Origin of the sequence: Scandinavium sp. M-37 (assembly GCF_043558715.1) — a bacterium.
In the GTDB taxonomy this organism is placed as follows: Bacteria; Pseudomonadota; Gammaproteobacteria; order Enterobacterales; family Enterobacteriaceae; genus Scandinavium; species Scandinavium vulneris_A.
Map to the genome: position 1 here is coordinate 1 of NZ_JBIGIN010000009.1, position 24,530 is coordinate 24,530.

A 24,530-nucleotide genomic window follows, 5' to 3' on the forward strand; every position below is an offset into this window, starting at 1 on the left:
ATATGGCACTGAATGGCTTCACGCCGATGCAGCATATTCAGCGCATGAACTGATTCTACTTATCACCTCCGTTAAAAATGGGGGGATTACCGTGCGTACCATCTTTCAGTTTCAGCACACGGTCATAGGTCCCAAAGTTCCATGATCCGTTTGAATATGTGGGCCTGCTGTCAAACAGAACACCATTGTCATAGAGGTTAACTGTGGCACCCGCGGTGGCGTGACCATAATAGAGCAGGGTGTTATCGTTGGTCAGTTCCCCGTTTTCCAGATTACTTTCTCCCCCGCCATGCTTTACACCTTCAAAAAACAGAGACTGTGGTACGGGATCAATGTTTAACACAAACTCGTTGGAGGCCAGGCTGGTATTACCGGCTGCATCTGTCGCGGTGACGGTAAAGACATGTTCCCCCTTGTTACTTTCCGGTGCGGTGAAGCTCCAGGTGCCGTCGCTTTCTGCGTTGATCGAACCCAGCAGGGTGCTGCCGTCATAAATCGTTACGAGGCTTCCCGCTTCAGCCGTTCCACGCAGTTCCGGGGTGGTGTCATCGGTTTTGTCGCCATTCACCAGTTCACCCGTGATGCTGCCCGCATTATCCTGGGCCGCCGTGATAACCGGGGCATCCGGTGGCGTGGTGTCATTGTTGTCCTGGTTGCTGCCGGTCAGTTCCAGAACGAAGTCTTCACCCGCCATGGTGTTACCCGCGGCATCCGTCGCCGTGATATGGAACACGTTGTCCCCTGCCTGCAGGCCCTGACCACCCTTAAACTGATAGCTCCAGGTCCCGTCCTCACCCACTTCTACGGTGCCAATGGTGTAAGTATTATGAGTCACCGGACCGTACATTTTGATCACGATGTGACTGCCCGGCTCACCGGTGCCGGTCAGCAGCGGCGCCCTGTCATCGGTTTTCCCGCCATTGAGCACGTCTGTCTGGTAATCCCCGACGTTATCCACAATTGCGGTCAGCACCGGGGTGGCAACCTCTGTGTCCACGGTCAGGGCAAAGCCGTCCGTTGAGGCACTTTCACCTGCCACATTCATCGCGGTCGCGCTCAGATTGTGCGCCCCTTCAGACAGGTCAGTCTCAGGCGTGAAACGCCATGAGCCGTCTGCGGCCGCGATGGCGGTGCCAATCAGGGCATCGTTGTCATAGATATTGACAGTAGCGCCCGCCATGGCATGACCGGTGAGCTCCGGACGGGCATCGTTAGTCAGACTGCCGTTAGCCAGGTCGCCGGTAATGCCGCCCTGTACGTTGTCTGCCACGCTGTCGATTACCGGCACATCCGGTACATCCGGGGCCACGATGTCCTGGTCTGGAGCGGTGGTGTTGATGTAGTAAGGGTCGGAGAGACGCAATTGCGTGTTACCTGCTGGATCAAGCAAGACGACCTGGAAATAATTAAGGGTGCCGGCCTCGAGCGGGGTCTCTGCGGTATAGGTCCATGATCCGTCAGCCTGTACATGGGCCGTGCCGACTGCCACGCTGTTGAGGTAGACACGGAGAATCAGCGCGCCACTGGTGTCATAAGGGACAAAACCCGTCAGCGTTGGCAGCAGGTCATCGGTTTCGCCGTATTGAGCAACCGGACCCTGGTGCTGGCCGGTATTATCGATAACGTTGTCAATAGTAATCAGAGAGGTGTAATCGGCGTCAACCGCAGCCAGCATTAGGTCATTTTGTTTTTCTGTTGAATCAGACATCGTGTCCAGTTCTCCATAGATATATCATTGGGTGCTCAGCGTCAAAAAATAATTTAGTTCTGATACTGAGCAGGAAAGTTATGATGAATAATGAGCTATCATTTTCACACTGAGAGTTTAAGTCGGGCACCCTCTACACTTAAATACCGCCAAGACAAAAACAAAAGTCGAAAAAATCAAAGGTTATTATTAAGCAATTAATATGCATGCATTTTTAGTGGTTAATTCATTTGAATTTTATTTAATGCGATGATGACTCCCAAATAATAGCAGTGGGTTTTCTATGCAGCACAAATATTTTCCAGCTAAAAGGTTGAGTACGCGATTTGATGAGTCTGTTGGACGGCAGATGACATACCTGGCGCTCAGATTCAGCAATCGTGCCGCGTTTCATCGACTAGATTTTTGAGCAGTGACTAAAAGACTCTCAACTCATACTCTTGTTGTGGCTTAAAATACACAGACTGGTTCAGGGCGGAGGTTAAGTAAACCGTTCCGGGTACATTTTCTGAAAACAGAAACCTATCGTAAATTATTACAGCCCACAAAGGCGATTTTTTAGCCTTCCTCTCTTTTACTGGATTATATCAATCGGATTCAATGGATGCGTTCTAAGCCGGTTTTCCTGGTTGATAAATAACAGCCTTACTGCATGCATTTCTGCCCACACGATGAGAGTCAGTAAAATAAATTCCGGAGCACTATCATTCGATAGCATCCTGGGAAACTTACAAGATCAGGTCACACATACGTCGCAAATAAATATAAAAAACAAAAAGAGCTTATCTAAAAAACTGATTTTGCTGATCATTTAACATGTCGATTACAATTCAATTCCATTCATATAGCTTTATCGCATTGATTTTAAACAACTTCTCACATCTAGAAAAAGTAAGCGCTTAAGAAATCAAAACGTATCAAGAGTTAAATCAAATAAACTGCAGTGTAAAAGCTCATTTTCAATGTTAATATTCACTTCAGTTTTTTCTTATAAAGAATTTAAAGGTAAGGATTGACCCTGTGAATTGTGATCTTTAGCGGGTGATTGATTCTAATATCGAACTACTGGTTCAACACGGTCTTAATTTAAAATTAACCCATACTTAACCATAAGCGTCACGTGCAAACACGTATTTTTAAAATATCCGTTTTTAGATTATCCACTTTGAATATCATATACTGATCCATCTTTATAGATTACGTTACGCAAATTGGTGTACAACGATGTGAGGAATAAACATATGGACATCATCATTGTCAGTGATAACTACTACCTATTATCCGGCATACAAAATAGTAAAATGCGGCCCATCTATCTGCCGCAACTAGCTGATGTTCAAGCCAATTTGTCATTCTTGCATCGGGAAAATAGAGTCATTATTGCAACAGAATGTATCCACTTAAGAAAGAAGATCATTGATTTCCTAAGACGACGCGAATGCCACTTCTTCATTCTTTTGCCAGACATTGGCAAGAACAATCATTTTAAGCTGGGCAACGTCATCTTTGCATCAATGAACTTAACCCCGGAACATCTTATGCGTATTGCGACAACCAAAACAATTAGGCCTACTAACCTATTAACATTACGCGAGAGTCAGGTCCTAAAATTATTCCACCTCAGGAATATCTCTGTTGCAAAATTGTTGTCAATATCAGAAAAAACAACCAGCGGATATCGCATGAGCATTCAGTACAAGTTGAAAATGAGATCAAAAAATAGCATAGCAATGTTACGTGTTCAAAAATCCATTCTGCAATGCGGAAGCCATACTGCGTTATGCAGCGATTTATAATTGATCACGTCCCAGACTCAAAATTAATTTCAATATCAGAAATGACCACCAACCTTAACGGTCAACAAAAAGATAAGGAGAACAAAAGATGAGTGTATTTACTGCATTATTAGAAGCATTTATCAGCAAAAGAAAAGGAATCGACTATTTAAGTGCAGTCACTGAATTTGTCGAAAGCCATGGTGGTGTTCAGGAATTAGTCAGTAACATGACCAAGAATGGACTTCAGGCCACTGTCGCGTCATGGTTAAATGATGGGGACAACCTTCCCGTCAGCGCAGAACAAATCATGTCTTTTACTGATTCTGATGCATTAAAAAATCTGGCGGAAAAATGTGGCATGGACATCCCGGCTGCTGCTGGTCTTCTTTCACGCTATTTGCCGGTGATTATCGACTCGTTGTCTGAGCAGGGGACGCTCAAAAAATCCGCAACAAATGATCTGATCACTTCAGGACAAGCAATCCTTAAAGGAAAACTGAGTGGTTAAAAGATCTCCCTGGGGCAACCTGGGGAGTCAGCAGGGTTATTATATGTATGCTTATCACTCCCCTTTCCGCAAGTTTTATCGATTCCTTTGGCTGCTCCTTATTCCTGTATCCGCTGACTATGCAGGAGGTGCCGCCGCACTGTTATGGAGTGGGCTACCGGTTTCCAAAATCAGCTGGTCGACATTCATTATTTTCAATATTGAATTTCATCATCAGCCGATATACAGCACATTGTTGACAGTTTCCTGGATAGGATTTTGCATTCCGATTGTGATATCACTGCTCGTTATATTAAGAAAAAGCTAAATCATAATTAGAAACCTACCGAATAGTGGGTTTTTAATTATCCAAATTTGCTATTAAGACCATTTTCGATATCTATTTTTATGCCTTATGTCATTGCTCTTATCACATACGAAGTCTGATTCCCCCCCGAAATCTCCCAAAAAACGACTCAAAACGTAATCAATCAAACATTGATCGGCTAAATCGTGTACTCTGAACGCTGAAAGCGTCGATAAATTACACACCGGATACCGGTAAGGTTGCATATGACCGTAGAAAACTACCTGAAACGCCTACGCAATGTGAATGAAGAGCAAATGCTTGAGAAACTCGTTGCCCGCATTGAAAACAGCATTGAACCAGAAGCGCTGGCAGCATTCCAGAAAGCCGCTGATAAGCGCCGCGCAGAACTGTGTGATTATCACTTCAGCCTGAACGATGATTTCGGCGAAGCAAAATCTCCGCGTAAATATTAAGTCCAACGCTTCACTCCAGCGCATTTTCTCCAGCGAATCACTGGGGTTGCCCTACACTTACAGAGGTAAGTTTTTAGGGAAACCCGTTCTGTTTGTGTGATTCACAAGAGATAATGCTATGGAATTAAAGGATTATTACGCCATTATGGGCGTGAAGCCGACGGACGATCTCAAGACTATCAAGACCGCCTACCGCCGCCTCGCCCGCAAATACCATCCTGATGTCAGTAAAGAATCCGATGCCGAAGCCCGCTTTAAAGAAGTGGCGGAAGCATGGGAAGTGTTGAGCGACGAACAGCGTCGCGCCGAATACGACACGCTCTGGCAGCACCGCAACGACCCGCAGTTCCGCCAGCCGCCGCCGTCAGGCCAGCAGCAATCTTACAGTCAGGAAGAATTTGACGACATCTTCTCCTCTATCTTCGGCCAGCGTGCCCAGCAGTCTCATCAGCGGCATACCGCCCGGGGTCACGACGTGGAAATAGAGGTCGCCGTTTTCCTCGAAGAAACGCTCGAAGCGCATACCCGCCCCATCAACTATAAACTGCCGGTCTACAATGTTTTTGGCATGGTTGAGCAGGAAATCCCTAAATCGCTCAATGTCAAAATCCCGGCAGGCGTCGGTGACGGGCAGCGCATTCGTCTCAAAGGCCAGGGCACGCCCGGCGAGAACGGTGGTCCCGCGGGTGATCTGTGGCTCATCATCCGCATCGCGCCGCATCCGATGTTTGATATCGTCGGGCACAATCTCGAAATCGTGCTGCCCCTCGCCCCGTGGGAGGCCGCTCTGGGAGCCAAAGTCACGGTGCCCACGCTCAAAGAGCCGATTTTACTGACCATCCCGCCGGGCAGTCAGGCCGGACAACGGCTGCGCATCAAGGGCAAAGGCCTGGTGAATAAGCAACACACCGGCGATCTGTTCGCGGTAATCAAAATTGTCATGCCGCCGAAAGCGGATGAGAAAACCGCCGCGCTGTGGCAGCAGCTTGCCGATGCCCAACCGACCTTCGACCCGCGCCAACAGTGGGGGAAAAAACATGGCTAACGTCACCATCACTTTCACCGTCACCGAGTTTTGTCTGCATACCGGGGTATCCGAAGAGGAACTCGACGAAATTGTCGGCCTGGGCGTGATAGAGCCCAATCAAACCCAGGATGCACACTGGTTGTTCGACGATCGCGCCGTCACCATCGTTCACCGCGCGATGCGCCTGCGCCGTGAGCTAGCCCTCGACTGGCCGGGGATCGCCGTCACCCTGACCCTGCTCGATGAAAACGAACGCCTGAAGCAGGAAAATCGTCTGCTGCTCCAGCGTCTGCAACGCTTTATCAACTAACCTTCAGAACCCGCCTTCCTGGCGGGTTTTCCCTGCCAAATAGCGCTATCAGCCATAAAAATATCCCCTGCGTGGATAAACCCGCCCGTGCCGTTTACCTGGCGTCACCTACGGCGTATTACTTGCCCCAACCCAATAACCTACAGGGGTAAGACCCAATGAAAGTACTGCTCGTTGAAAGTGAATTTCTGCACCAGGATACCTGGGCAGGCGCCGCCATTGCGCGTCTGGCAGAGCGCGTCCGGCCTATCTGTTGCTGACCTTTATCGCCTTCGTGTATTGCATCTGGGCGGTGATTGGCTCTGGCGCACAGGAAGTGATGTGGTCGTTCGTCACCTTAATGGTGATCACCGCCCTGTATGCCCTCAACTACAATCGCATTCATAAAAATCCGTGGCCGCTCGACGTGCCAGTGGCAAAAATTTGACACCAAGCCAGCCTCCGGGCTGGCTCTTTCGCTTACCCCTTCTGCCCGTCGCCTCTTATAATGATTGCATGAGTTCTTCGCTGACCGGCTTTCATTATGACTCCCTCTGTTGTTAAACGTGACTGGCGTATCCCTGCCGCCCTCGCCTTCATGGCGCTGTTGCTGGCCTTCGCATTTCAGCTCCACGCCCATTGGGCCGCGTTCCTGCAATGGTGTCTGGCGACACAAATCACCCTGCATCGTTATCTGGTGATGTACCTTTTGCAGCTCAATAATCATCAATACAGCGCCGGGGTGTGGCTGCTGGTTGGGGCGTTTATGTATGGCGTGCTGCACGCCATCGGGCCGGGTCACGGCAAATTTATCGTCACAACCTGGCTCAGCACCCATCAGGAAAGCCCGTTAGCGGCTCGGATAGTCCCGTTCCTCGGCAGCCTGATGCAAGGCATCAGCGCTATCCTGTTCGTGTTTATTCTCGCCGTGGGGATGAATCTGGCTTCTGGCGACCTGAGCGAAAGCCGCTGGTACATCGAAAAAATCAGCGCCGTGCTGATCGGCAGCTTTGGCGTGCTGGTAATTTGGCAGACCCTGAACAGCCTGAAACCCAAGACGTTCAGACCCCGTCGCCTGACCCCGCTGGATGCGGGCGGACATCAACATGCTGTCGACTGCGGCTGCGGGCATCACGGCGTCAGGGCCGACATCGCTCAGGCAGACTGGAAAACACGGGTGGGTATCATCCTGGCGATCGGCGCGCGCCCATGCAGCGGGGCTATCATGATCATGCTGTTCTCCAACGCGCTGGGTATTGTGAGCTGGGGGATTATCGCAGTGATGGCGATGGCCTTCGGCACGGCGCTGTCGATTCTCGGCTTATCGCTGGCGGTGCGCTACGCGCGCGAACGCACGGTGGCCTGGTTTGGCCAAGATTCGAACCCGCTTCATTGGCTGATGCCCACGGTAAAAATCATCGGTGGATTGCTGATTGTCCTGTTCGCGTTGGTCCTGTTTATGACCGTCATACCGATCAGTGCCAACGGGGACTACATCGCTGCCGGATGCTGACCGCCAACGACAGAGATAAAAAAAACGCTTCCGACCAGGAAGCGTTTTTAACGCAAAGCAGCGAAACGATTACTCGTTGATGCGTGGATGCTGATCCACCAGACGGGTACGTTTTTCCTGCAGCGCTTCAATTTCCGCATCAATATCTTCAATTTTATGTTCGATATTGTCGTGATGCTCGCGCAGAATTTCTTTCGCTTCCTGAATATCAGACGCCGCCGGGGTCGCGCCTTTCAGCGGCTGGTTGGCGGTTTCTTTCATCGTGATACCGGTCATCAGGCCGATAACGGCGATCACCATCAGGTAATACGCAGGCATCATCAGGTCCTGAGTGTATTCCACCAGCCACGCCGCCAACGTTGGCGTCAGGCCAGCCACCAGCACCGAAATATTGAAGGCGCTCGCCAACGCGCTATAGCGGATATGGGTCGGGAACATCGCGGGCAGCGATGACGCCATCACCCCGATAAAGCAGTTGAGGATCACCGCCAGCAGCAGCAGCCCGGCGAAAATCAGCGCCACCACGCCACTGTTAATCATGATGAAGGCCGGTATAGCGCACAGGAACAGCAGCACGCTACCTACCAGAATGAACGGGCGACGGCCAAAGCGGTCGCTGAGCATCCCGATAATCGGCTGCACAAACAGCATACCCACCATAATAGCGATGATGATCAGCACGCCGTGGTCTTCTGAATAATGCAGGTTATGCGACAGATAGCTCGGCATGTAGGTCAGCAGCATGTAGTAGGTGACGTTGGTTGAAATCACCATCCCCACGCAGACCAGCAACGCACGCCAGTGTTTGGTGGCAATCTCTTTAAACGAAACTTTCGGTCCGTCCTGCAGGCCCTGACGGTCACCCTGCTCCATCTTCTCAACGTGCTGCTGGAAGGCCGGAGTCTCCTCAAGCGCGTGACGCAGATACAGACCAATAATCCCTAGCGGCAAGGCGAGGAAGAACGGCAGACGCCAGCCCCATTCGAGGAAGTTGTTTTCGCCGACAATAGTCGAAATCAGTACCACCAATCCTGCACCTAACACGAAGCCCGCAATCGACCCGAAATCGAGCCAACTGCCCATAAAGCCGCGCTTACGGTCCGGCGAGTACTCGGCAACGAAGATAGACGCCCCGGTGTATTCCCCGCCCACAGAGAAGCCCTGAGCCATCTTACACAGCAGCAGCAAGATAGGTGCCCAGATGCCGATAGTGGCATAAGAGGGGATCAGGCCGATACAGAAGGTACTGATCGACATAATGATGATGGTGATGGAGAGAATTTTCTGGCGACCGTACTTATCGCCGAGCATTCCGAAAAACAGACCGCCGAGCGGGCGGATCAGGAAGGGAACAGAGAAGGTCCCCAAGGCTGCAATCATCTGAACGCTAGGGTTAGCGTCGGGGAAGAAGACCTTACCCAATGCGTAAGCCACAAAACCGTAAACGCCGAAGTCGAACCATTCCATCGCGTTGCCGAGCGACGCGGCGGTAATCGCCTTGCGCAGCTTACTGTCGTCGATGATGGTGACATCACCCAGAGTGATCGGCTTAACTTTTTTCCTTTTTAGCATTTTTGTCCTCGTTAACTATCGCCTTGAGCGCACACAGGGGGAGGCGAACACAAGCGCTCGCGTGCGTGCGGTAGTGGAGCGGCGAATTGCTGTGCTCCTCAATTCAAGCGTAGCAGGTTTACTTCCACTGGCTGCTCACAGCCTGTACAACCGAACCTGATGACGCCTGCTCTGGCAGAAAAGATCTGACCAAAATCTCAATGTGTCGTGATATTTTTCGTACTTTCCTTTCTTACCCTAACAGCGTTTATATTTGTGATCAACTTCACGAAAAAATAATGATGACTGTTAAGATGATTCATGAATCGTCAATAAGCCCCCCCATGTTTTAAGCCTTTTCTCAATCCTGATTCGCGCACCCGCTCGAAAAAACGCCTGTTTCACCAACCTATTACCTCTTATTAAGCCGCAATATAATTAATTCGCTAACGGATTATGACCGACATTTCTTTACATCTAATTCACAGCCAAATCATATAAAAGCCCGACTTAAGAATTTCCTGCAAAATATGTGATCGACACAACTAAAACACTGTTTTATTTTCATTGAATCAGCATTCCATTGATCGCATCATAGCTCCAGAACATTGGCCAAGCTGTTGAACCCTCTTCTTTTGTGTCGCCCCGGCCTGACGGTGTGGGGATGTGAGGATAAAAAATGAAAATTAAAGCCACCATTGAACGTATCCCTGGCGGAATGATGTTAGTCCCACTGTTGTTGGGTGCCGTATTAAATACGCTGGCACCGGATACCGGTAATTATTTTGGTTCGTTCACCAAAGGTATGATTGGCGGAACGGTTCCTATCCTGGCCGTTTGGTTTTTCTGCATCGGGGCATCCATCGATTTACGCGCCACCGGCACGGTATTACGCAAATCAGGCACCCTGGTCATCACCAAAATTGCCGTTGCCTGGGTCGTGGCGATGATTGCCGCCACGTTTATTCCCGACGGCGGGATTCAGACCGGCTTCTTCGCCGGACTGTCAGTGCTGGCGCTGGTGTCCGCGATGGATATGACCAACGGCGGACTGTACGCCAGCCTGATGAACCAGTACGGTTCGAAAGAAGAATCCGGCGCGTTCGTGCTGATGTCTCTGGAATCCGGCCCGCTGATGACCATGGTTATCCTCGGTTCCGCCGGTCTGGCCTCCTTTGAACCGCACCACTTCATTGGCGCCGTGCTGCCGTTCCTGATTGGTTTCGCGCTCGGCAACCTTGACCACGATTTCCGCGCCTTCTTCAGCAAAGCGACGCCGGTGCTGATCCCGTTCTTCGGCTTCGCGCTCGGGAACACCATCAACCTGGGTGTGATCATGGATACTGGCCTGCTGGGTATCGTCCTGGGCGTGGCGGTCATTATTATTACCGGGATCCCGTTGATTATTGCCGACCGGGTGATCGGTGGCGGGAATGGCACGGCGGGCGTGGCAGCCTCGTCGGCGGCGGGTGCGGCGGTAGCGAACCCGGTGATCATCGCGCAGATTAACCCGGCCTTTGAACCGGTAGCGGCATCAGCCACGGCGCTGGTCGCGGCAAGCGTGATTGTTACCGCGATCCTGGTACCCATTATCACCGCGCTGTATGCCAAACGGTTTGGCACCGTGCAGGCCAAGCAGCCTGAAGCGGTAGTGGCAGAATCGTTACATCACTAACTTTCTGACTCCGGCGGGGCCGTCAGGCCTCGTCGGTAAATAACTCCTCAATCATCGCATCCACCAGACGGGTGGCAGAACACAGGCGCGGCATCCCCAATGCCACCGGCTGCCAGGTTTGGGTCACCGACCAGCACACCGGCTGACGTACTGCATCACAGTCGCTTCCCAGCCAGGCCAGCATCTCTTTGTAATCCATTAAACCCACAGACGTCGGCGACACCAGCCATTGATGATAAGAATGGCGCGTTTCCGTCGCTGCGCCGATGCCTTGCGCCAGATACTGAGCCGCCATGGTGCGTAAGCTGTCTTTCAGCAGGCCGCGCACTTCGCCGTTCGCCAGCCGCCACGCATCGCCGAACGCCCCCCAGCGCAGCTCTTCCAGCGCGATAAAACAACGCCCCGCCAGTGACCAGCCGTCATACTGCCCGGCATGCCAGCGGGTGAACACTTCATCGCTGTGCGCACCCGACTCCACCATCAGCCCGCGCTGGGTCAGCGCCCGTTGCTTGTGCTCCGCACGCTGGCTGAACTGCTCGCTGACCAGACCAAATTGCTCGCGCAGCTCGGGTGAACCCTGGCTTTTACCCTTGAGAAAGTGCAGATAGCGGCTCATGCGCGTCAGGGCCAGATGACCCGGGTCGAACTGGCTGGCGAGTTTTTCTGTCAATCCGAGACGCATCGCGGGATTGTCGCTAAACAGCCCCGCCACCGACCACGGTCGCAGCTGGGTTTGCGCCATGATTTCATTCATCAGGCGTTCGCGAAACTGCTGCTGTTGCGGGGCGAGCGTATGCTGGCGTGGGTTTTCAATGCCCAGCACCAGACTGACCATAAATCGGGCATGGAGAGATTCAAGCCAGCGGCCTGGTCCCTCCAGCAATCGCGTATTCATCTCTGTTCAGCCGCAAAAAGGGTTTGAATGTCGTCGCGCAATAACCGCGCATCCTCTTCAATCCAGCGAACCGTGGCCAGGCACTGCGTCAGCTGCTGACATAAGGTATTCACCGTGGACTGATGCTGCTGGCGTAAGGTCAAACTCTCCTGCAAATTTTTCTGCAGGCCGCTAAGACTCTGTGAAAACTCTGCAAAGAAGGTCGCCATTCCCGCCGTAACAGAGACATCGACTTGAAGCGCCAAAGCTTTAAGGATTTGTGCGCAGAAGGTCGACACGCTATCCACGATCCGCGCCTTAATCGCATTCACATCAATGATGTAACGCGTTTTGGTCAACACATAATCATCCCAGCCCCAATTGGGATTGTTGAGCCAACGGCTGACCGTTTCCCGCATCCCGCCACGCAGGCTGCCTACCGGCAAATCCTCGGTGGCGACCGTGCCATTGAACCACTGCGGCATGGCGATTTGCAGAGAACCGGACTGAAAAACGGGCAGCGTGACCCGAGTGCGGAACCCGGCCCGATGCAGATCTTCTTTGACGTGGGTTTCAATCGGCTTGAGCGCGTCGTCCAGGGTGCGGCCGAGCGATGTTTCAAGCTGGCTAAAACGCAGTGACAGCTCGCGGAAAATATTCTGCTGGCAGGTAAACACCATGCCTTCGCAGTCGGAGCGAATGATGCTGAGCAGTCGGTTGGCCTGCTCTTCATCTTCGAGGATCAGTTCCCCGCTGTCATCCTGCTGCGACCAACGCAAATCCGCCCCGTGGGCGAGACTCATCGTCTGCAGATTATCGCGGCTGAAGCTGCTGTCGAGCAGCGTCAAAATTTCCTGCTGCTGACCGGCGATAAACGCCCCGGCGGCATCCATCGCCTGCTCCACTTCATGATTAATTTCTTCGCTGACTACGCGTTGGCGCACCTCAAACTGGGCCATGTCTTCTTCAAGACCAACGATATTGTCCTGCAATTGCCCGGCGGCGACCGTCAGCCCCTGCAAACGGAAGTCGAGAAAATCCCGCGCGTTTTGCGCATAGTTCAGCAGCTTGTGCGAAGCCGATCGCAGCGCAAACAGTGAGGCATTGGCGTGGGCTGCGTGCAGCAGCATATTGATCGGCTTCTCAAACAGCGAGTCTTCCCACAGCAGATCGGCGGCATGACGAATATGGGTCACGTCATCCAGAGAGGCGGTTCGCCAGCGTCGGCCCAGCGCCGCTTCGGCAAAATCCTGTACCCAGCGCTGGTCCTGATGGTTGGGCAATTTGCCGTTGCTGTTCAGCTCGTGCCGGGCGCGATTGGCGAGATAGCCCCACATCGATGACACCGGGAAAATCTGCCCCGGGGTGATAAGCCCCTTCATCAGCGTGCCGGAGATCATCGCCCGCACCTGATCTTCATCGTCGCTGTTTCTGTCTTTCTGATCGAACTTATTCACCAGCGCATACAGCGGCACCGACTTGCTGACCGCCGCAATCGCCTGACGCACTTCCTGATCGGAAATCGATTTGAGCTGGGTGTAATCCATCACCGCCAGTATCGCGGAGGCGCGGGACAGCTGTTCGTTGAGCATTTTTTGCAGGTGCGGTTGCCCCGCTTCGTTCGGCCCCGGCGTATCCAGCAGCGTGAGCTGACCGGCATTTTCACCGAATCCGGCCAAATGCACGAACTCAACTTCGATCACCGGAATATGTTCAATCGCCGCGTAGTCGGCAAACGGGAAATCGACGTCCATTGCTCGGGAAAGCCGTACCAAATCGTTGAGGCTTTTCAGGCACTGGAAAATAGGCTGCGCACCGAGATAATGTTTTTCAAAGGCGACCCCGCCAATTATACGTTCGAGCAGGGCATTCATGTCCTTATCCATTTCGAGCTTCAGTGCCAGTTTTTCCCGATCGACGTGCCGGAGTTTATCCTGTAATTCATGCATTAAGCGCTCAATAGGCTTAACGTGAATAAAATTCAGGCCGGGTTCTTTCTGACCCGGCGTATGGCGAATAAGCGTAGGCAATGCGGTCATGGGCCGATTACGGTTAGGTAAAACCTCGGTTCCAACGATGGCATTAATGGTGGTGGATTTCCCGGCTTTCATGGTGCCAACTATCGCCAGCACCATTTCCAGACGGGTAATTTTGCGCAATTCGTTATTCAAGGTACCCTGCTGGGTACCCAGGGCGTGCGCGCTCCCGGGCAGCGCATACGGTGTTTCAGCGTCGCTCGTCACGTTGCCCGGCAGTCCATTAACGGTCTCAAGATGTCGTAAAGCCAACTGCAGCAAGCGCTCAGCTTCCTGACTCAATTCAAATATTGTCTGTGTGTACATGGTTAAAGTATTCCCTTAACGCAAATTTTATAACTTTTATTGGTCAGACTTTTTTAATTTCCCGATTTTATTTCTTATATAATTATCAGTGCCGGGCAAAGGAATGCAGCACGTAAGAAATCAGGAGATATACAGATTATCGCTATATACAACATTCGACAGGATATATTGCATATAAATCCCCCTACGAAAAAGTGTAGGTAAAATAGCACTGAGTAATATTCAGAAATGCGATCCTCACCATAACGCAAACGCCATTGCTCGGCAATTTCGAAATATCAAAATGTGTACAAAGGCCCGTGGACTGTACAGGGCGACCGGCAAATAGTCCCGACAACCGTAAGGACTTGCGGTATAATGAGTCATACTTTTAGCGCTCAGCGGCGGTTTGCACGGTCTGTGGCGCGTTTTCAATTATTACGAGGTTACTATGTCTCTGCCACACTGCCCGAAATGCAATTCCGAATACACCTATGAAGACAATGGCATGTTCATCTGCCCTGAGTGCGCCCATGAGTGGAACGACGCCGAGCCTGCACAGGACAGCGATGTGCTGATCGTTAAAGATGCCAACGGTAACCTGCTGGCCGACGGCGACAGCGTCACCGTGGTGAAAGACTTAAAAGTTAAAGGCAGCTCTTCGATGTTAAAAATCGGTACCAAAGTAAAGAATATCCGCCTCGTTGAAGGCGATCATAACATCGACTGCAAAATTGACGGTTTTGGCCCAATGAAGCTGAAATCTGAGTTCGTTAAAAAGAACTAAACCCTCGCCACACCGCCCGGCGGCGCTCGCTTGCCGGGCCTTCAACGTACCTCGCTGTGGGTTGAACAAAAAACTACCGCTTGGTTACTTTCCCCCGCCGTAACTACACTTATCGGGTACTCCTTATCCGAGGTTATGGTTATGCCCTTAAGCCCCTATATCTCTTTTTCCGGTAACTGCGCCGAAGCCCATGCGTTTTATCAGCAGGCACTTCACGCAGAGCTGGGTTACAAAATGACCTTTGGCGAAATGCCAACAGCCGATCAGAACAGCGAAGACGGCTGCCCTTCCGGTATGGTTTTCCCCCCCGATGCCATCGCCCACTCCAACGTCCGCATTGCGGGCAGTGAGATAATGATGAGCGACGGGATGACCGGCAGCGTCAGCTATTCCGGCTTTACCCTGGTGCTCGACACCCAGGACGTCAACGAAGGAAAAGGCTGGTTCGATGCCCTCGCCGAGGGCGGGAAAGTCGAAATGGAGTGGCAGGAAACCTTCTGGGCCCACGGCTTTGGCAAAGTGGTCGATAAATTCGGCGTGCCGTGGATGATCAACGTCGTCAAACAACCGCAGTAATCCCTCCCGGGGCGAGGCCGCTCGCCCTGTCACACGCCTTACCTCAACTGTTCATCGTTCATTCACTGTGCCTTAACCGCGCTGTCATATTGCCACGTCACGATGTCGGCAGATTCAGTGGCGCCCCCGCCACGTAAACCCCGATGAGGCCTGAATCATGCACCTGTCCAGACATCCGACCAGTTACCCGACGCGTTACGAGGAAATTGCCGCCCGGCTCGAACAGGAACTGCGCAGCCAGTATCGCTGCGGGGACTATCTTCCCGCCGAACATCAGCTGGCCGCCCGCTTTGACGTCAACCGCCACACCCTGCGTCGCGCCATCGATCAACTGGTGGAAAAAGGCTGGGTGCAGCGTCGGCAGGGAATTGGTGTGCTGGTGCTGATGCGCCCGTTCGACTACCCGCTCAACGCCCAGGCGCGCTTCAGCCAGAATCTGCTCGACCAGGGCAGCCATCCCACCAGCGAAAAACTGCTCTCGGTGCTGCGCCCGGCCTCCGGTCACGTCGCCGATGCGCTGGGGATCCAGGAGGGCGATAACGTCATTCACCTGCGCACCCTGCGCCGGGTCAACGGCATCGCGCTGTGCCTTATCGATCACTATTTCTCGGACATGTGCTTCTGGCCCGCGCTTCAGCGCTTCGACAGCGGCTCGCTGCATGATTTTCTGCAACATGAACTGGCCCTGAACCTGAAACGCACGCAAACGCGCATCAGCGCCCGTCGTGCCCAGGCCAAAGAGAGCAAGGTTCTGGAAATCCCCAACATGGCGCCGCTGCTTTGCGTGCGCACCCTGAACCATCGTGACGGTGAGACCAACGCGACGGAATACTCCGTCAGCCTGACCCGCGCCGACATGATTGAATTCACCATGGAGCACTGAATGCCTTTCGATATTGCAACTCGCCAGCGCTGGATATCGGCCCTGGCCCACAGCGACCCGGCGCAGCTCGCCGCCCGAATGCAGGCGCTGAAGCTGTCCCCGGAGTATGAAATCCTCCGCGCCCCGGAAAGCGGGCTGGTGCAAATCCAGGCGCGGATGGGTGCCACCGGATCTCGCTTCTTCGCCGGGGATGCCACGCTGACCCGTGCCACCGTGCGGCTTAGCGACGGCACGCTGGGCTACAGCTGGGTGCTGGGCCGCGATAAAGCCCACGCCGAACGCTGTGCCGCACTCGATGCGCTGCTGCAAACCCAGAGCCACTTCCAGACGCTGATGGAAACCCTGATTGCCCCGCTGGAAGCCGATCGCGAAGCGCGCCTCGCTGCCCGCCACGCTGAAGTGAACGCCAGCCGGGTCGACTTCTTTACCTTAGTGCGTGGAGACAACGCATGACGCTTTCTACCGAACTAAAAACCGCCTTCCCTCTTCCAGTGCAGGATGCCCAACACAGTTTCCGTCGTCTGCTCAAAGCCATGAGCGAACCGGGGGTGATCGTCTCGCTGCATCAGCATAAGCACGGCTGGCAGCCGCTCTCCCCGGCCACCACCAGCGTGCTGCTGACCCTGGCGGATAACGACACCCCGGTGTGGTTGTCAGCCTCGCTGGATAACGATATTGCCCGCCAGAACCTGCGTTTTCACACCAACGCCCCGTTGGTCAGCCAGCCGCAGCACGCGCTGTTTGCGGTAACCGACGCGTCCATCAGTACCGAACAGCTGAATGCCCTGTCGGCGGGCAGCGCCATCGCCCCGGAAACCAGCGCCACGCTGATTGTCCAGCTCAGCAGCCTGAGCGGCGGCCGAATGCTGCGTCTCACCGGGGCGGGCATCAACGAAGAGCGGATGATCGCCCCGCAGTTGCCGGAATGCATTATTCACGAACTGACCGAGCGCCCGCACCCGTTCCCGCTGGGCGTTGATCTGATCCTCACCTGCGGCGACCGCCTGCTGGCTATCCCGCGCACCACGTACGTGGAGGTTTGCTGATGTACGTTGCCGTCAAAGGGGGCGAAAAGGCGATCGCCGCCGCGCACGCCCTACAGGAACAGAAACGCCGCGGTGATACGCAGCTTCCCGAACTGAGCGTGGCGCAAATAGAACAGCAGCTCAATCTGGCCGTTGACCGGGTGATGACCGAAGGCGGTATCGCCGACCGCGAACTGGCGGCCCTGGCGCTGAAACAGGCCAGCGGCGATAACGTCGAAGCTATTTTTCTGCTGCGCGCCTACCGCACCACGCTCCCGCGTCTGGCGGTGAGTGAGCCGATTAACACCGCCGACATGCGCCTCGAACGCCGTATCTCGGCGGTGTACAAAGACGTGCCCGGCGGCCAACTGCTCGGCCCGACCTACGATTACACCCACCGCCTGCTCGATTTCACCCTGCTGGCGAACGGCGAAACCCCGGCGGTTGCCAGCAGCGCACAACCGCCTGTCGCCTCCCCGCACGTCTTCAGCCTGTTGACGCGCCAGGGACTGGCCAACGTGGAAGAAGATAGCGGTCAAACGCCGGACGATATCACCCGCACTCCGCCGGTTTACCCCTGCTCCCGCGCCTCACGTCTGCAACAGCTGATGCGCGGGGACGAAGGGTATCTGCTGGCGCTGGCCTACTCCACGCAGCGCGGCTATGGCCGTAACCACCCCTTCGCCGGAGAAATCCGCAGCGGCCACGTTGATGTCGACATTGTGCCGGAAGAGCTGGGATTTGCGGTGAACGTCGGGGAACTGCTGATGACCGAATGCGAAATGGTGAACGGCTTCGTCGCCCCGGAAGAGGTTGCCCCGCACTTTACGCGCGGTTACGGGCTGGTATTTGGCCTCAGCGAGCGGAAAGCGATGGCGATGGCGCTGATGGACCGCGCGCTACAGGCCCCGGACTACGACGAACATATTGCGGGCCCGGCGCAGGACCAAGAGTTTGTGCTGTCCCACGCCGATAACGTCGAAGCCGCCGGGTTCGTCTCGCACCTCAAGCTTCCGCACTATGTCGATTTCCAGGCCGAACTGGAACTGCTCAAACGCCTGCAACAGGAGCGCAATCGTGGCTAATCTCAGCGGCTATAACTTCGCGTATCTCGACGAACAGACCAAGCGCATGATCCGCCGCGCGATCCTGAAAGCCGTCGCCATTCCGGGCTATCAGGTACCGTTCGGTGGGCGTGAAATGCCGATGCCTTACGGCTGGGGCACCGGCGGCATTCAGCTCACCGCCAGCGTGATTGGCGAAGCCGACGTGCTGAAAGTGATCGACCAGGGCGCGGATGACACCACCAACGCCGTCTCAATCCGCAACTTTTTTAAACGTGTCACCGGGGTGAACACCACCGAACGCACAGAAGACGCAACGCTGATCCAGACCCGCCACCGGATCCCGGAAACGCCGCTGACCGAAGATCAGATCCTCATCTTCCAGGTGCCGATCCCGGAACCGCTGCGCTTTATCGAACCGCGCGAAACCGAAACCCGCACCATGCACGCCCTGGAAGAGTACGGCGTGATGCAGGTGAAACTGTATGAAGACATCGCCCGCTTCGGCCATATCGCCACCACCTACGCCTACCCGGTGAAGGTCAACGATCGCTACGTGATGGATCCTTCGCCCATCCCGAAATTCGATAACCCGAAAATGGACCGCATGCCCGCATTGCAGCTGTTCGGTGCCGGACGCGAAAAACGCATCTACGCCGTGCCGCCGTACACCAAAGTGGAAAGCCTCGATTTCGACGATCACCCGTTTACGGTGCAGGCCTGGGACGAACCCTGTGCCATCTGCGGCTCGCGCCACAGCTATCTCGATGAAGTGGTACTCGATGACACCGGCAAACGGATGTTTGTCTGCTCCGATACCGATTACTGCCGCCAACAGAGCGAGGCGTTAAGTCAATGAATCAGCCGTTACTTTCGGTCAATAACCTGACCCATCTTTATGCGCCGGGCAAAGGCTTTAGCGACGTCTCATTTGAGCTGTGGCCGGGCGAAGTGCTGGGGATTGTCGGTGAATCCGGCTCCGGCAAAACCACCCTGCTGAAGTCCATTTCCGCGCGACTCGCACCGCAGCAGGGTGAGGTCGTGTATCAGAATCAATCGCTGTACGGCATGTCGGAAGGCGAACGCCGCCGCCTGCTGCGCACCGAATGGGGCGTGGTGCATCAGCATCCCATGGACGGCCTGCGTCGTCAGGTGTCGGCGGGTGGCAATATCGGCGAACGCCTGATGGCCACCGGCGCACGCCACTACGGCAACATCCGCGAGACCGCCTCGCAATGGCTGGAGGCGGTCGAAATCCCATCCTCGCGCATTGATGAGCTGCCCACCACCTTCTCCGGCGGGATGCAGCAGCGTCTGCAAATCGCCCGCAACCTGGTCACTCATCCGAAGCTGGTGTTTATGGACGAGCCGACCGGCGGCCTGGACGTATCGGTGCAGGCGCGCCTGCTCGACCTGCTGCGTGGCCTGGTGGTGGAACTGGATCTGGCGGTGGTAATTGTCACCCATGATTTGGGCGTGGCGCGCCTGCTGGCGGACCGCCTGATGGTGATGAAAGCCGGTCAGGTGGTGGAAAGTGGATTAACCGATCGCGTGCTCGACGATCCGCTTCATCCGTACACCCAGCTGCTGGTCTCCTCCGTTTTGCAGAACTGACTTTTGCCTGATGGCGCACATGAGTAGGCCGGATAAGGCGCCAGCCGCCATCCGACAATCATAAATAAGAGGCCAAAATGATTCGCGTTGAAAACCTGAGTAAAACCTTCGTCCTGCATCACCAAAACGGGATCAACCTGCCGGTGCTCTACAAAGCCTCGCTAACGGTCAACGCCGGAGAGTGCGTGGTGCTTCACGGCCATTCGGGCAGCGGAAAATCGACCCTGCTGCGCTCGTTGTATGCCAATTACCTGCCCGATGAAGGTCACATCCACATCAAGCACAACGACGAATGGGTGGACTTGGTCACCGCCCCGGCGCGCAAAGTGCTGGAAGTGCGCAAAGGCACCATCGGCTGGGTCAGCCAGTTTCTGCGGGTGATCCCCCGCATTTCAGCCCTCGACGTGGTGATGCAGCCGCTGCTCGATTTAGGCGTACCGAAGGAAACGTGCCGCGCGAAAGCCGCCAGCCTGCTCACGCGTCTCAACGTGCCGGAGCGCCTGTGGCACCTTGCGCCGTCGACCTTTTCCGGCGGCGAACAGCAGCGGGTGAACATCGCCCGCGGCTTCGTGGTCGACTACCCGATTCTGCTACTGGACGAACCCACCGCCTCGCTGGATGCCAAAAACAGCGCCGCCGTGGTTGAGCTTATCGACGAAGCCAAAGCGCGCGGCGCGGCCATCGTCGGCATTTTCCATGATCACGCGGTGCGCAGTCGCGTCGCCGACCGTCTCCACCCGATGGGAACCGCAGCATGATTATCAACAACGTGAAATTAGTGCTTGAAGATGAAGTGGTTCACGGCTCGGTCGACGTACAGGACGGCATTATCCGCACCTTCGCCGAAACCCAGAGCCAAAGCCCGCAGGCGATGGACGGCGAAGGCGGCTGGCTGCTGCCGGGCTTGATCGAGCTGCACACCGATAATCTGGATAAATTCTTCACCCCGCGCCCGAAAGTCGACTGGCCCGCGCATTCGGCAATGAGCAGCCACGACGCGCTGATGGTCGCCAGCGGCATCACTACCGTGCTGGACGCGGTGGCGATAGGCGATGTACGGGACGGCGGCGACCGGCTGGAAAATTTAGAGAAGATGATCAACGCCATTGAAGACACGCAAAAACGCGGCCTGAACCGCGCCGAGCACCGGCTGCATCTGCGCTGCGAACTGCCGCACTTCACCACCCTGCCGCTGTTCGAGAAGCTGGTTGACCGCGAGCTGGTGTCGCTGGTGTCGCTGATGGATCACTCCCCGGGCCAGCGTCAATACGCCGACCGTTCCAAATATCGCGAGTATTATCAGGGCAAATATCATCTAACCGATGAGCAGATGGTTCGTTTTGAAGAAGATCAGCTTCAGCTTGCCGCCGAATGGTCGCAGCCTAACCGATTGGCGATTTCTGCGGCCTGCCGGGCGCGTGATATCGCGCTCGCCAGCCACGATGATGCTACCCATGCGCACGTGGTCGAATCCCATGACATTGGCAGCGTGATCGCCGAGTTTCCCACCACCTTCGACGCGGCGGAGTCCTCACGTGAGCATGGCATGAATGTGCTGATGGGCGCGCCGAACATCGTGCGCGGTGGGTCGCACTCCGGCAACGTGGCGGCGCATGAGCTGGCCTCACGCGGGCTGCTGGATATCCTCTCCTCCGACTATTATCCCGCCAGCCTGCTCGACGCCGCGTTTCGCATTGCCGACGACGCCCGCAATGCCTACAGCCTGCCGCAGGCCATTCATCTGGTAACGCGCAACCCGGCCCGGGCGCTGAATCTGAGCGACCGGGGAACGATTGCAGAAGGCAAACGCGCCGATCTGGTGCTGGCTCATCGCAAAGGTGACCACGTCCACATCGACCACGTCTGGCGCCAGGGCAAGAGGGTCTTCTGATGACGGGACGGCTTATCTGGTTAGTCGGCCCCTCCGGGTCCGGGAAGGACAGTCTGCTGGCGGCATTACGTCAGCAGGAACACGCGCAGATGCTGGTTGCACATCGCTACATCACCCGCCCGGCCAGCGCGGGCAGTGAAAACCATATCGCCCTGAGCGAACACGAATTTTTCACCCGCGCCGAGCGCCAGCTGTTCGCCCTGAGCTGGCATGCCAACAATCTTTATTACGGGGTGGGGATCGAAATCGACGTCTGGCTGCATGCGGGTTTTGACGTAGTGGTCAACGGTTCACGCGCCCATTTAGCGCAAACCAAAGCCCGCTATGGCGCGGCTTTACTGCCCGTGTGTTTACAGGTCTCGCCGGACGTGTTGCGTCAACGCCTGCAACAGCGCGGGCGTGAAACGGAGCAGGAGATAGAGCAGCGCCTGGACCGGGCCGCGCGCTATACGCTCAGCGACTGTTTAACGCTGAACAACGACGGCAGTCTGCTACAGTCTGTGGAGACCTTTTTGCGCCTGATACGCGCCCACGGCAACCAGAAAGAGAGCCAGCATGCCCTGTGAACTTCGCCGCGCCACCCTCGATGACACCGATGCGGTGTACGGCCTTATCTGTGAACTGAAGCAGAAAGCGTACGACAGACAGACCTTCGCGGCGGGTTTTGCCGCGAATCTTAACCATCCGAGCCAGCGCTATCAGCTGGCGTGGGTCAACGGGGAAGTCGTCGGGCTTATCGGCCTGCAAGTGATGTTCCCGCTGAACCTGAACTGCTGGATTGGGGAAATTCAGGAACTGGTAATTCTGCCGCAGATGCGCGGAATGAATATCGGCCAGCAGTTGTTGAGGTGGGCGGAAGACGAAGCCCGCCGCAGCGGCGCGAGCCTGATGGAGCTGTCCAGCGGGAAAGTCCGCACCGACGCGCACCGTTTTTACCTGCGCGAAGGTTATCAGCAGAGCCATTTCCGTTTCAAAAAGCCCCTGTAAGCCCGGTAAACGCAGTTTTGTAGGCCCGGCAAACGCAGTGCCGCCGGGCAGTCTGACTGAGGAATGAAAGATGAGCCTGACCCTACGCTTAACCGGCACCGGCGGCGCACAGCTGGTGCCGGTCTTTGGCTGCGACTGCGCGGCGTGCCGTCGGGCGCGGCAGGACGAATCCCATCGCCGCCGCCCGTGCAGCGCAGAGGTGCGTTATAACGACGCGGTCACCCTGCTGGATGCAGGCATTCCTGACCTGATGGACCACTATCCCGCCGGTAGCTTCCGCCAGTTTTTACTCACCCATTACCATATGGATCACGTCCAGGGCCTGTTCCCGTTGCGTTGGGGCGTGGGTGAAAAAATCCCGGTCTACGGGCCGCCGGATGAACAGGGCTGCGATGATTTATTCAAACATCCGGGCCTGCTCGATTTCAGCCATACCGTCGAGCCGTTCGTGGCCTTCGACCTGCAAGGCCTGCGGGTCACGCCGCTGCCGCTGATTCATTCAAAACTCACCTTCGGCTACCTGCTGGAGTCGGCACACAGCCGGGTGGCGTGGCTGTCAGACACCGCCGGGCTGCCGGAAAAAACGCTGAAATTTCTGCTGAACAATCATCCGCAGGTGATGGTTATCGACTGTAGCCACGAACCCAAGGCGCAAACTCCGCGTAACCATGGCGATCTGAACGCCGTGCTGGCGATCAACGCGATCGTGCGCTGCCCGCGGGTTATCCTGACCCATATCAGCCATCAGTTTGACCTGTGGTTAATGGAAAACTCACTGCCGGAAGGTGTTGAAGCGGGGTACGACGGGATGACGATCGGGCTGGATTAACGCCCGGCTTCTGACCGGGCGGGTAGAATTACTTCGCTAGTTTGGCGATCAGATCCTGACGCGACGGCGACCAGGCCGACAGCACCACCCCCGGCGCATCCGGGTGGCAGGTAATATTGTGCGGCTGATTAGGCGGAACGCGCATCGCTTCCCCGGCACGCAGCGTGGTTACCTCGCCATCACACATAAAATCCAGTACGCCGCTCACCACATAGTTCACTTCTTCGTGGGGATGTTGATGGATGCTCGCCACGGCTCCCGCAGGCAGCGCCACCTCAGCCACCGTTAACTCATCGCTGTTGCTGAGGATCTGGATACTCACATCACCAAATTGCAGCGTATTTTCCTGTTTGCTCATTGTTATACCGTCCTGTCGTTATATATTGTGTTGTTTGACTTGTACTTCTGATGGCATTCAATATTTTATTGACTGCGGAAAAATATCCGTACTGGGTTTTGTAGATAACGCTACGCAGCAGGTCTTAAAAAAGAACTGTGATATGGCACACGGGATATATCACAGTCCAAGGCTCACCCAGGGAAAAGTCGTTATTTATAGATTATCGCTGTTGCCCTGACGTCGTTGCCCATTCCAGCACGTTCAAAAGAAGTAATATGGTAATACCCGGCCCCTTTCTGATCGGCTTCTTTGCTCAGTGCCGTCATCGCTTCTTCAAAGGTACCATTTTTGACATTTACCGAGATATTGCCGATTTTCTCGTCCATATTTGCCATTTCAGTATCACGAATTTCGGTTGCAGCGAATGACAGCGTGCTCACAGACATCAGTGCTGCAAAAGCGACTTTTTTATTCATGATCATGTTTACCTTCCTGTGATTACCATTGTGAAAGTGACGTCATTACCCG

26 protein-coding genes and 2 pseudogenes are annotated in these 24,530 nt (G+C 54.9%); 22 read left to right on the plus strand and 6 right to left on the minus strand.

The genetic code is table 11. The features are described from left to right. Positions 1 to 55: 55 nt before the first annotated feature. Positions 56 to 1,708: an Ig-like domain-containing protein gene (locus tag ACG0Z5_RS08725; protein ID WP_394446548.1), complete on the minus strand. Its 1,653-nt coding sequence runs from the start codon at positions 1,706 to 1,708 to the stop codon at positions 56 to 58. A 1,241-nt stretch (positions 1,709 to 2,949) separates the two neighbouring features. On the opposite strand from ACG0Z5_RS08725, the gene ACG0Z5_RS08730 reads away from it, so the two are divergent. From ACG0Z5_RS08730 to ACG0Z5_RS08765, 8 genes and pseudogenes are all read left to right on the plus strand, one after another. After that, on the plus strand, positions 2,950 to 3,504 hold the full coding sequence (locus ACG0Z5_RS08730) for a LuxR C-terminal-related transcriptional regulator (RefSeq protein ID WP_394446549.1): 555 nt from the start codon (positions 2,950 to 2,952) through the stop codon (positions 3,502 to 3,504). A gap of 88 nt (positions 3,505 to 3,592) precedes the next feature. Further along, positions 3,593 to 3,994, plus strand: a complete 402-nt coding sequence (locus ACG0Z5_RS08735) for a YidB family protein (protein WP_394446550.1) — start codon at positions 3,593 to 3,595, stop codon at positions 3,992 to 3,994. Between the two features lie 552 nt (positions 3,995 to 4,546). After that, the gene (locus ACG0Z5_RS08740; protein WP_394446551.1) at positions 4,547 to 4,756 is read left to right on the plus strand and encodes a hypothetical protein; all 210 of its coding nucleotides are present in this window, start codon (positions 4,547 to 4,549) and stop codon (positions 4,754 to 4,756) included. Positions 4,757 to 4,874: 118 nt separating this feature from the next. After that, positions 4,875 to 5,801 carry a curved DNA-binding protein gene (gene cbpA / locus ACG0Z5_RS08745; RefSeq protein ID WP_394446552.1) on the plus strand — a complete coding sequence of 309 codons (927 nt, stop codon included), beginning with the start codon at positions 4,875 to 4,877 and terminating at the stop codon, positions 5,799 to 5,801. Continuing rightward, positions 5,794 to 6,093, plus strand: coding sequence for a chaperone modulator CbpM (gene cbpM, locus ACG0Z5_RS08750; RefSeq protein ID WP_394446553.1), 300 nt, complete (start codon positions 5,794 to 5,796; stop codon positions 6,091 to 6,093). The genes cbpA and cbpM overlap by 8 nt, the downstream gene beginning before the upstream one ends. Positions 6,094 to 6,251: 158 nt before the next feature. Continuing rightward, positions 6,252 to 6,329: pseudogene (locus ACG0Z5_RS08755) on the plus strand (hypothetical protein); the annotation flags it as partial. Further along, a pseudogene (locus ACG0Z5_RS08760) lies at positions 6,311 to 6,520 on the plus strand (arginine/agmatine antiporter); the annotation flags it as partial. The pseudogenes ACG0Z5_RS08755 and ACG0Z5_RS08760, both read left to right, overlap by 19 nt. 96 nt (positions 6,521 to 6,616) lie before the next feature. Then, entirely contained in the window at positions 6,617 to 7,585 is a 969-nt protein-coding gene (locus tag ACG0Z5_RS08765; protein WP_394446554.1) for a nickel/cobalt transporter, read from the plus strand. A 69-nt stretch (positions 7,586 to 7,654) separates the two neighbouring features. Here the strand turns inward: ACG0Z5_RS08765 and proP are convergent, their stop codons facing one another. Next, on the minus strand, positions 7,655 to 9,157 hold the full coding sequence (gene proP, locus ACG0Z5_RS08770) for a glycine betaine/L-proline transporter ProP (protein WP_394446555.1): 1,503 nt from the start codon (positions 9,155 to 9,157) through the stop codon (positions 7,655 to 7,657). A 658-nt stretch (positions 9,158 to 9,815) separates the two neighbouring features. On the opposite strand from proP, the gene kdgT reads away from it, so the two are divergent. After that, positions 9,816 to 10,811 (plus strand): 2-keto-3-deoxygluconate transporter, encoded by a 996-nt coding sequence (gene kdgT, locus ACG0Z5_RS08775; RefSeq protein WP_394446556.1) that lies wholly within the window; start codon positions 9,816 to 9,818, stop codon positions 10,809 to 10,811. Between the two features lie 22 nt (positions 10,812 to 10,833). Here kdgT and ACG0Z5_RS08780 read toward each other — a convergent pair whose 3' ends face one another. Both ACG0Z5_RS08780 and crfC read right to left on the minus strand, forming a co-directional pair. Further along, a complete protein-coding gene (locus ACG0Z5_RS08780) occupies positions 10,834 to 11,706 on the minus strand; it encodes a diguanylate cyclase regulator RdcB family protein (protein WP_394446557.1) in 873 nt (290 codons plus the stop codon). Continuing rightward, the gene (gene crfC / locus ACG0Z5_RS08785; protein ID WP_394446558.1) at positions 11,703 to 14,027 is read right to left on the minus strand and encodes a clamp-binding protein CrfC; all 2,325 of its coding nucleotides are present in this window, start codon (positions 14,025 to 14,027) and stop codon (positions 11,703 to 11,705) included. Before crfC ends, ACG0Z5_RS08780 begins: the two co-directional genes overlap by 4 nt. Before the next feature lie 430 nt (positions 14,028 to 14,457). Between crfC and ACG0Z5_RS08790 the strand changes: the two genes are divergently transcribed. From ACG0Z5_RS08790 to phnP, 13 genes are all read left to right on the plus strand, one after another. Continuing rightward, complete coding sequence (locus ACG0Z5_RS08790; protein WP_394446559.1) at positions 14,458 to 14,793, plus strand: zinc ribbon domain-containing protein YjdM; 336 nt, start codon at positions 14,458 to 14,460, stop codon at positions 14,791 to 14,793. Between the two features lie 141 nt (positions 14,794 to 14,934). Next, positions 14,935 to 15,369 carry a VOC family metalloprotein YjdN gene (yjdN, locus tag ACG0Z5_RS08795; protein ID WP_394446560.1) on the plus strand — a complete coding sequence of 145 codons (435 nt, stop codon included), beginning with the start codon at positions 14,935 to 14,937 and terminating at the stop codon, positions 15,367 to 15,369. A 157-nt stretch (positions 15,370 to 15,526) separates the two neighbouring features. Further along, a complete protein-coding gene (gene phnF / locus ACG0Z5_RS08800) occupies positions 15,527 to 16,252 on the plus strand; it encodes a phosphonate metabolism transcriptional regulator PhnF (RefSeq protein ID WP_394446561.1) in 726 nt (241 codons plus the stop codon). Further along, positions 16,253 to 16,705 (plus strand): phosphonate C-P lyase system protein PhnG, encoded by a 453-nt coding sequence (phnG, locus tag ACG0Z5_RS08805; RefSeq protein WP_394446562.1) that lies wholly within the window; start codon positions 16,253 to 16,255, stop codon positions 16,703 to 16,705. It abuts the gene before it with no gap. Continuing rightward, a complete protein-coding gene (gene phnH, locus ACG0Z5_RS08810) occupies positions 16,702 to 17,298 on the plus strand; it encodes a phosphonate C-P lyase system protein PhnH (protein ID WP_394446563.1) in 597 nt (198 codons plus the stop codon). The genes phnG and phnH overlap by 4 nt, the downstream gene beginning before the upstream one ends. Continuing rightward, a complete protein-coding gene (locus ACG0Z5_RS08815) occupies positions 17,298 to 18,362 on the plus strand; it encodes a carbon-phosphorus lyase complex subunit PhnI (protein WP_394446564.1) in 1,065 nt (354 codons plus the stop codon). The genes phnH and ACG0Z5_RS08815 overlap by 1 nt, the downstream gene beginning before the upstream one ends. Continuing rightward, a complete protein-coding gene (gene phnJ / locus ACG0Z5_RS08820; protein ID WP_394446565.1) occupies positions 18,355 to 19,200 on the plus strand; it encodes an alpha-D-ribose 1-methylphosphonate 5-phosphate C-P-lyase PhnJ in 846 nt (281 codons plus the stop codon). Before ACG0Z5_RS08815 ends, phnJ begins: the two co-directional genes overlap by 8 nt. Continuing rightward, positions 19,197 to 19,955, plus strand: a complete 759-nt coding sequence (phnK, locus tag ACG0Z5_RS08825) for a phosphonate C-P lyase system protein PhnK (RefSeq protein ID WP_394446566.1) — start codon at positions 19,197 to 19,199, stop codon at positions 19,953 to 19,955. Before phnJ ends, phnK begins: the two co-directional genes overlap by 4 nt. A 77-nt stretch (positions 19,956 to 20,032) precedes the next feature. Beyond that, positions 20,033 to 20,713 carry a phosphonate C-P lyase system protein PhnL gene (gene phnL, locus ACG0Z5_RS08830; RefSeq protein ID WP_394446567.1) on the plus strand — a complete coding sequence of 227 codons (681 nt, stop codon included), beginning with the start codon at positions 20,033 to 20,035 and terminating at the stop codon, positions 20,711 to 20,713. Beyond that, on the plus strand, positions 20,710 to 21,846 hold the full coding sequence (gene phnM / locus ACG0Z5_RS08835) for an alpha-D-ribose 1-methylphosphonate 5-triphosphate diphosphatase (protein ID WP_394446568.1): 1,137 nt from the start codon (positions 20,710 to 20,712) through the stop codon (positions 21,844 to 21,846). The genes phnL and phnM overlap by 4 nt, the downstream gene beginning before the upstream one ends. Further along, positions 21,846 to 22,412 (plus strand): ribose 1,5-bisphosphokinase, encoded by a 567-nt coding sequence (gene phnN, locus ACG0Z5_RS08840; RefSeq protein WP_394446569.1) that lies wholly within the window; start codon positions 21,846 to 21,848, stop codon positions 22,410 to 22,412. Before phnM ends, phnN begins: the two co-directional genes overlap by 1 nt. Further along, entirely contained in the window at positions 22,402 to 22,833 is a 432-nt protein-coding gene (gene phnO, locus ACG0Z5_RS08845; RefSeq protein ID WP_394446570.1) for an aminoalkylphosphonate N-acetyltransferase, read from the plus strand. The genes phnN and phnO overlap by 11 nt, the downstream gene beginning before the upstream one ends. A 70-nt stretch (positions 22,834 to 22,903) precedes the next feature. Then, positions 22,904 to 23,662, plus strand: a complete 759-nt coding sequence (phnP, locus tag ACG0Z5_RS08850) for a phosphonate metabolism protein PhnP (protein WP_394446571.1) — start codon at positions 22,904 to 22,906, stop codon at positions 23,660 to 23,662. Between the two features lie 28 nt (positions 23,663 to 23,690). On the opposite strand, the gene ACG0Z5_RS08855 is transcribed toward phnP, so the two are convergent. Both ACG0Z5_RS08855 and ACG0Z5_RS08860 read right to left on the minus strand, forming a co-directional pair. Then, a complete protein-coding gene (locus ACG0Z5_RS08855) occupies positions 23,691 to 24,020 on the minus strand; it encodes a cupin domain-containing protein (RefSeq protein ID WP_394446572.1) in 330 nt (109 codons plus the stop codon). 191 nt (positions 24,021 to 24,211) lie between these two features. After that, entirely contained in the window at positions 24,212 to 24,484 is a 273-nt protein-coding gene (locus ACG0Z5_RS08860) for a DUF1471 domain-containing protein (RefSeq protein WP_394446573.1), read from the minus strand. Positions 24,485 to 24,530 lie beyond the last annotated feature (46 nt).

What these genes read in the sequence shown, in the direction of transcription:
- yjdN (WP_394446560.1), top strand. Translation starts at nt 14,935, where the DNA reads ATGCCCTTAAGCCCCTATATCTCTTTTTCCGGTAACTGCGCCGAAGCC.
- crfC (WP_394446558.1), bottom strand. Translation starts at nt 14,027, where the DNA reads ATGTACACACAGACAATATTTGAATTGAGTCAGGAAGCTGAGCGCTTG.
- phnP (WP_394446571.1), top strand. Translation starts at nt 22,904, where the DNA reads ATGAGCCTGACCCTACGCTTAACCGGCACCGGCGGCGCACAGCTGGTG.
- ACG0Z5_RS08815 (WP_394446564.1), top strand. Translation starts at nt 17,298, where the DNA reads ATGTACGTTGCCGTCAAAGGGGGCGAAAAGGCGATCGCCGCCGCGCAC.
- kdgT (WP_394446556.1), top strand. Translation starts at nt 9,816, where the DNA reads ATGAAAATTAAAGCCACCATTGAACGTATCCCTGGCGGAATGATGTTA.
- ACG0Z5_RS08860 (WP_394446573.1), bottom strand. Translation starts at nt 24,484, where the DNA reads ATGATCATGAATAAAAAAGTCGCTTTTGCAGCACTGATGTCTGTGAGC.
- ACG0Z5_RS08780 (WP_394446557.1), bottom strand. Translation starts at nt 11,706, where the DNA reads ATGAATACGCGATTGCTGGAGGGACCAGGCCGCTGGCTTGAATCTCTC.
- ACG0Z5_RS08725 (WP_394446548.1), bottom strand. Translation starts at nt 1,708, where the DNA reads ATGTCTGATTCAACAGAAAAACAAAATGACCTAATGCTGGCTGCGGTT.
- phnF (WP_394446561.1), top strand. Translation starts at nt 15,527, where the DNA reads ATGCACCTGTCCAGACATCCGACCAGTTACCCGACGCGTTACGAGGAA.
- cbpM (WP_394446553.1), top strand. Translation starts at nt 5,794, where the DNA reads ATGGCTAACGTCACCATCACTTTCACCGTCACCGAGTTTTGTCTGCAT.
- phnL (WP_394446567.1), top strand. Translation starts at nt 20,033, where the DNA reads ATGATTCGCGTTGAAAACCTGAGTAAAACCTTCGTCCTGCATCACCAA.
- ACG0Z5_RS08765 (WP_394446554.1), top strand. Translation starts at nt 6,617, where the DNA reads ATGACTCCCTCTGTTGTTAAACGTGACTGGCGTATCCCTGCCGCCCTC.
- cbpA (WP_394446552.1), top strand. Translation starts at nt 4,875, where the DNA reads ATGGAATTAAAGGATTATTACGCCATTATGGGCGTGAAGCCGACGGAC.
- phnO (WP_394446570.1), top strand. Translation starts at nt 22,402, where the DNA reads ATGCCCTGTGAACTTCGCCGCGCCACCCTCGATGACACCGATGCGGTG.
- ACG0Z5_RS08730 (WP_394446549.1), top strand. Translation starts at nt 2,950, where the DNA reads ATGGACATCATCATTGTCAGTGATAACTACTACCTATTATCCGGCATA.
- phnN (WP_394446569.1), top strand. Translation starts at nt 21,846, where the DNA reads ATGACGGGACGGCTTATCTGGTTAGTCGGCCCCTCCGGGTCCGGGAAG.
- ACG0Z5_RS08790 (WP_394446559.1), top strand. Translation starts at nt 14,458, where the DNA reads ATGTCTCTGCCACACTGCCCGAAATGCAATTCCGAATACACCTATGAA.
- ACG0Z5_RS08735 (WP_394446550.1), top strand. Translation starts at nt 3,593, where the DNA reads ATGAGTGTATTTACTGCATTATTAGAAGCATTTATCAGCAAAAGAAAA.
- proP (WP_394446555.1), bottom strand. Translation starts at nt 9,157, where the DNA reads ATGCTAAAAAGGAAAAAAGTTAAGCCGATCACTCTGGGTGATGTCACC.
- ACG0Z5_RS08740 (WP_394446551.1), top strand. Translation starts at nt 4,547, where the DNA reads ATGACCGTAGAAAACTACCTGAAACGCCTACGCAATGTGAATGAAGAG.
- ACG0Z5_RS08855 (WP_394446572.1), bottom strand. Translation starts at nt 24,020, where the DNA reads ATGAGCAAACAGGAAAATACGCTGCAATTTGGTGATGTGAGTATCCAG.
- phnG (WP_394446562.1), top strand. Translation starts at nt 16,253, where the DNA reads ATGCCTTTCGATATTGCAACTCGCCAGCGCTGGATATCGGCCCTGGCC.
- phnM (WP_394446568.1), top strand. Translation starts at nt 20,710, where the DNA reads ATGATTATCAACAACGTGAAATTAGTGCTTGAAGATGAAGTGGTTCAC.
- phnH (WP_394446563.1), top strand. Translation starts at nt 16,702, where the DNA reads ATGACGCTTTCTACCGAACTAAAAACCGCCTTCCCTCTTCCAGTGCAG.
- phnK (WP_394446566.1), top strand. Translation starts at nt 19,197, where the DNA reads ATGAATCAGCCGTTACTTTCGGTCAATAACCTGACCCATCTTTATGCG.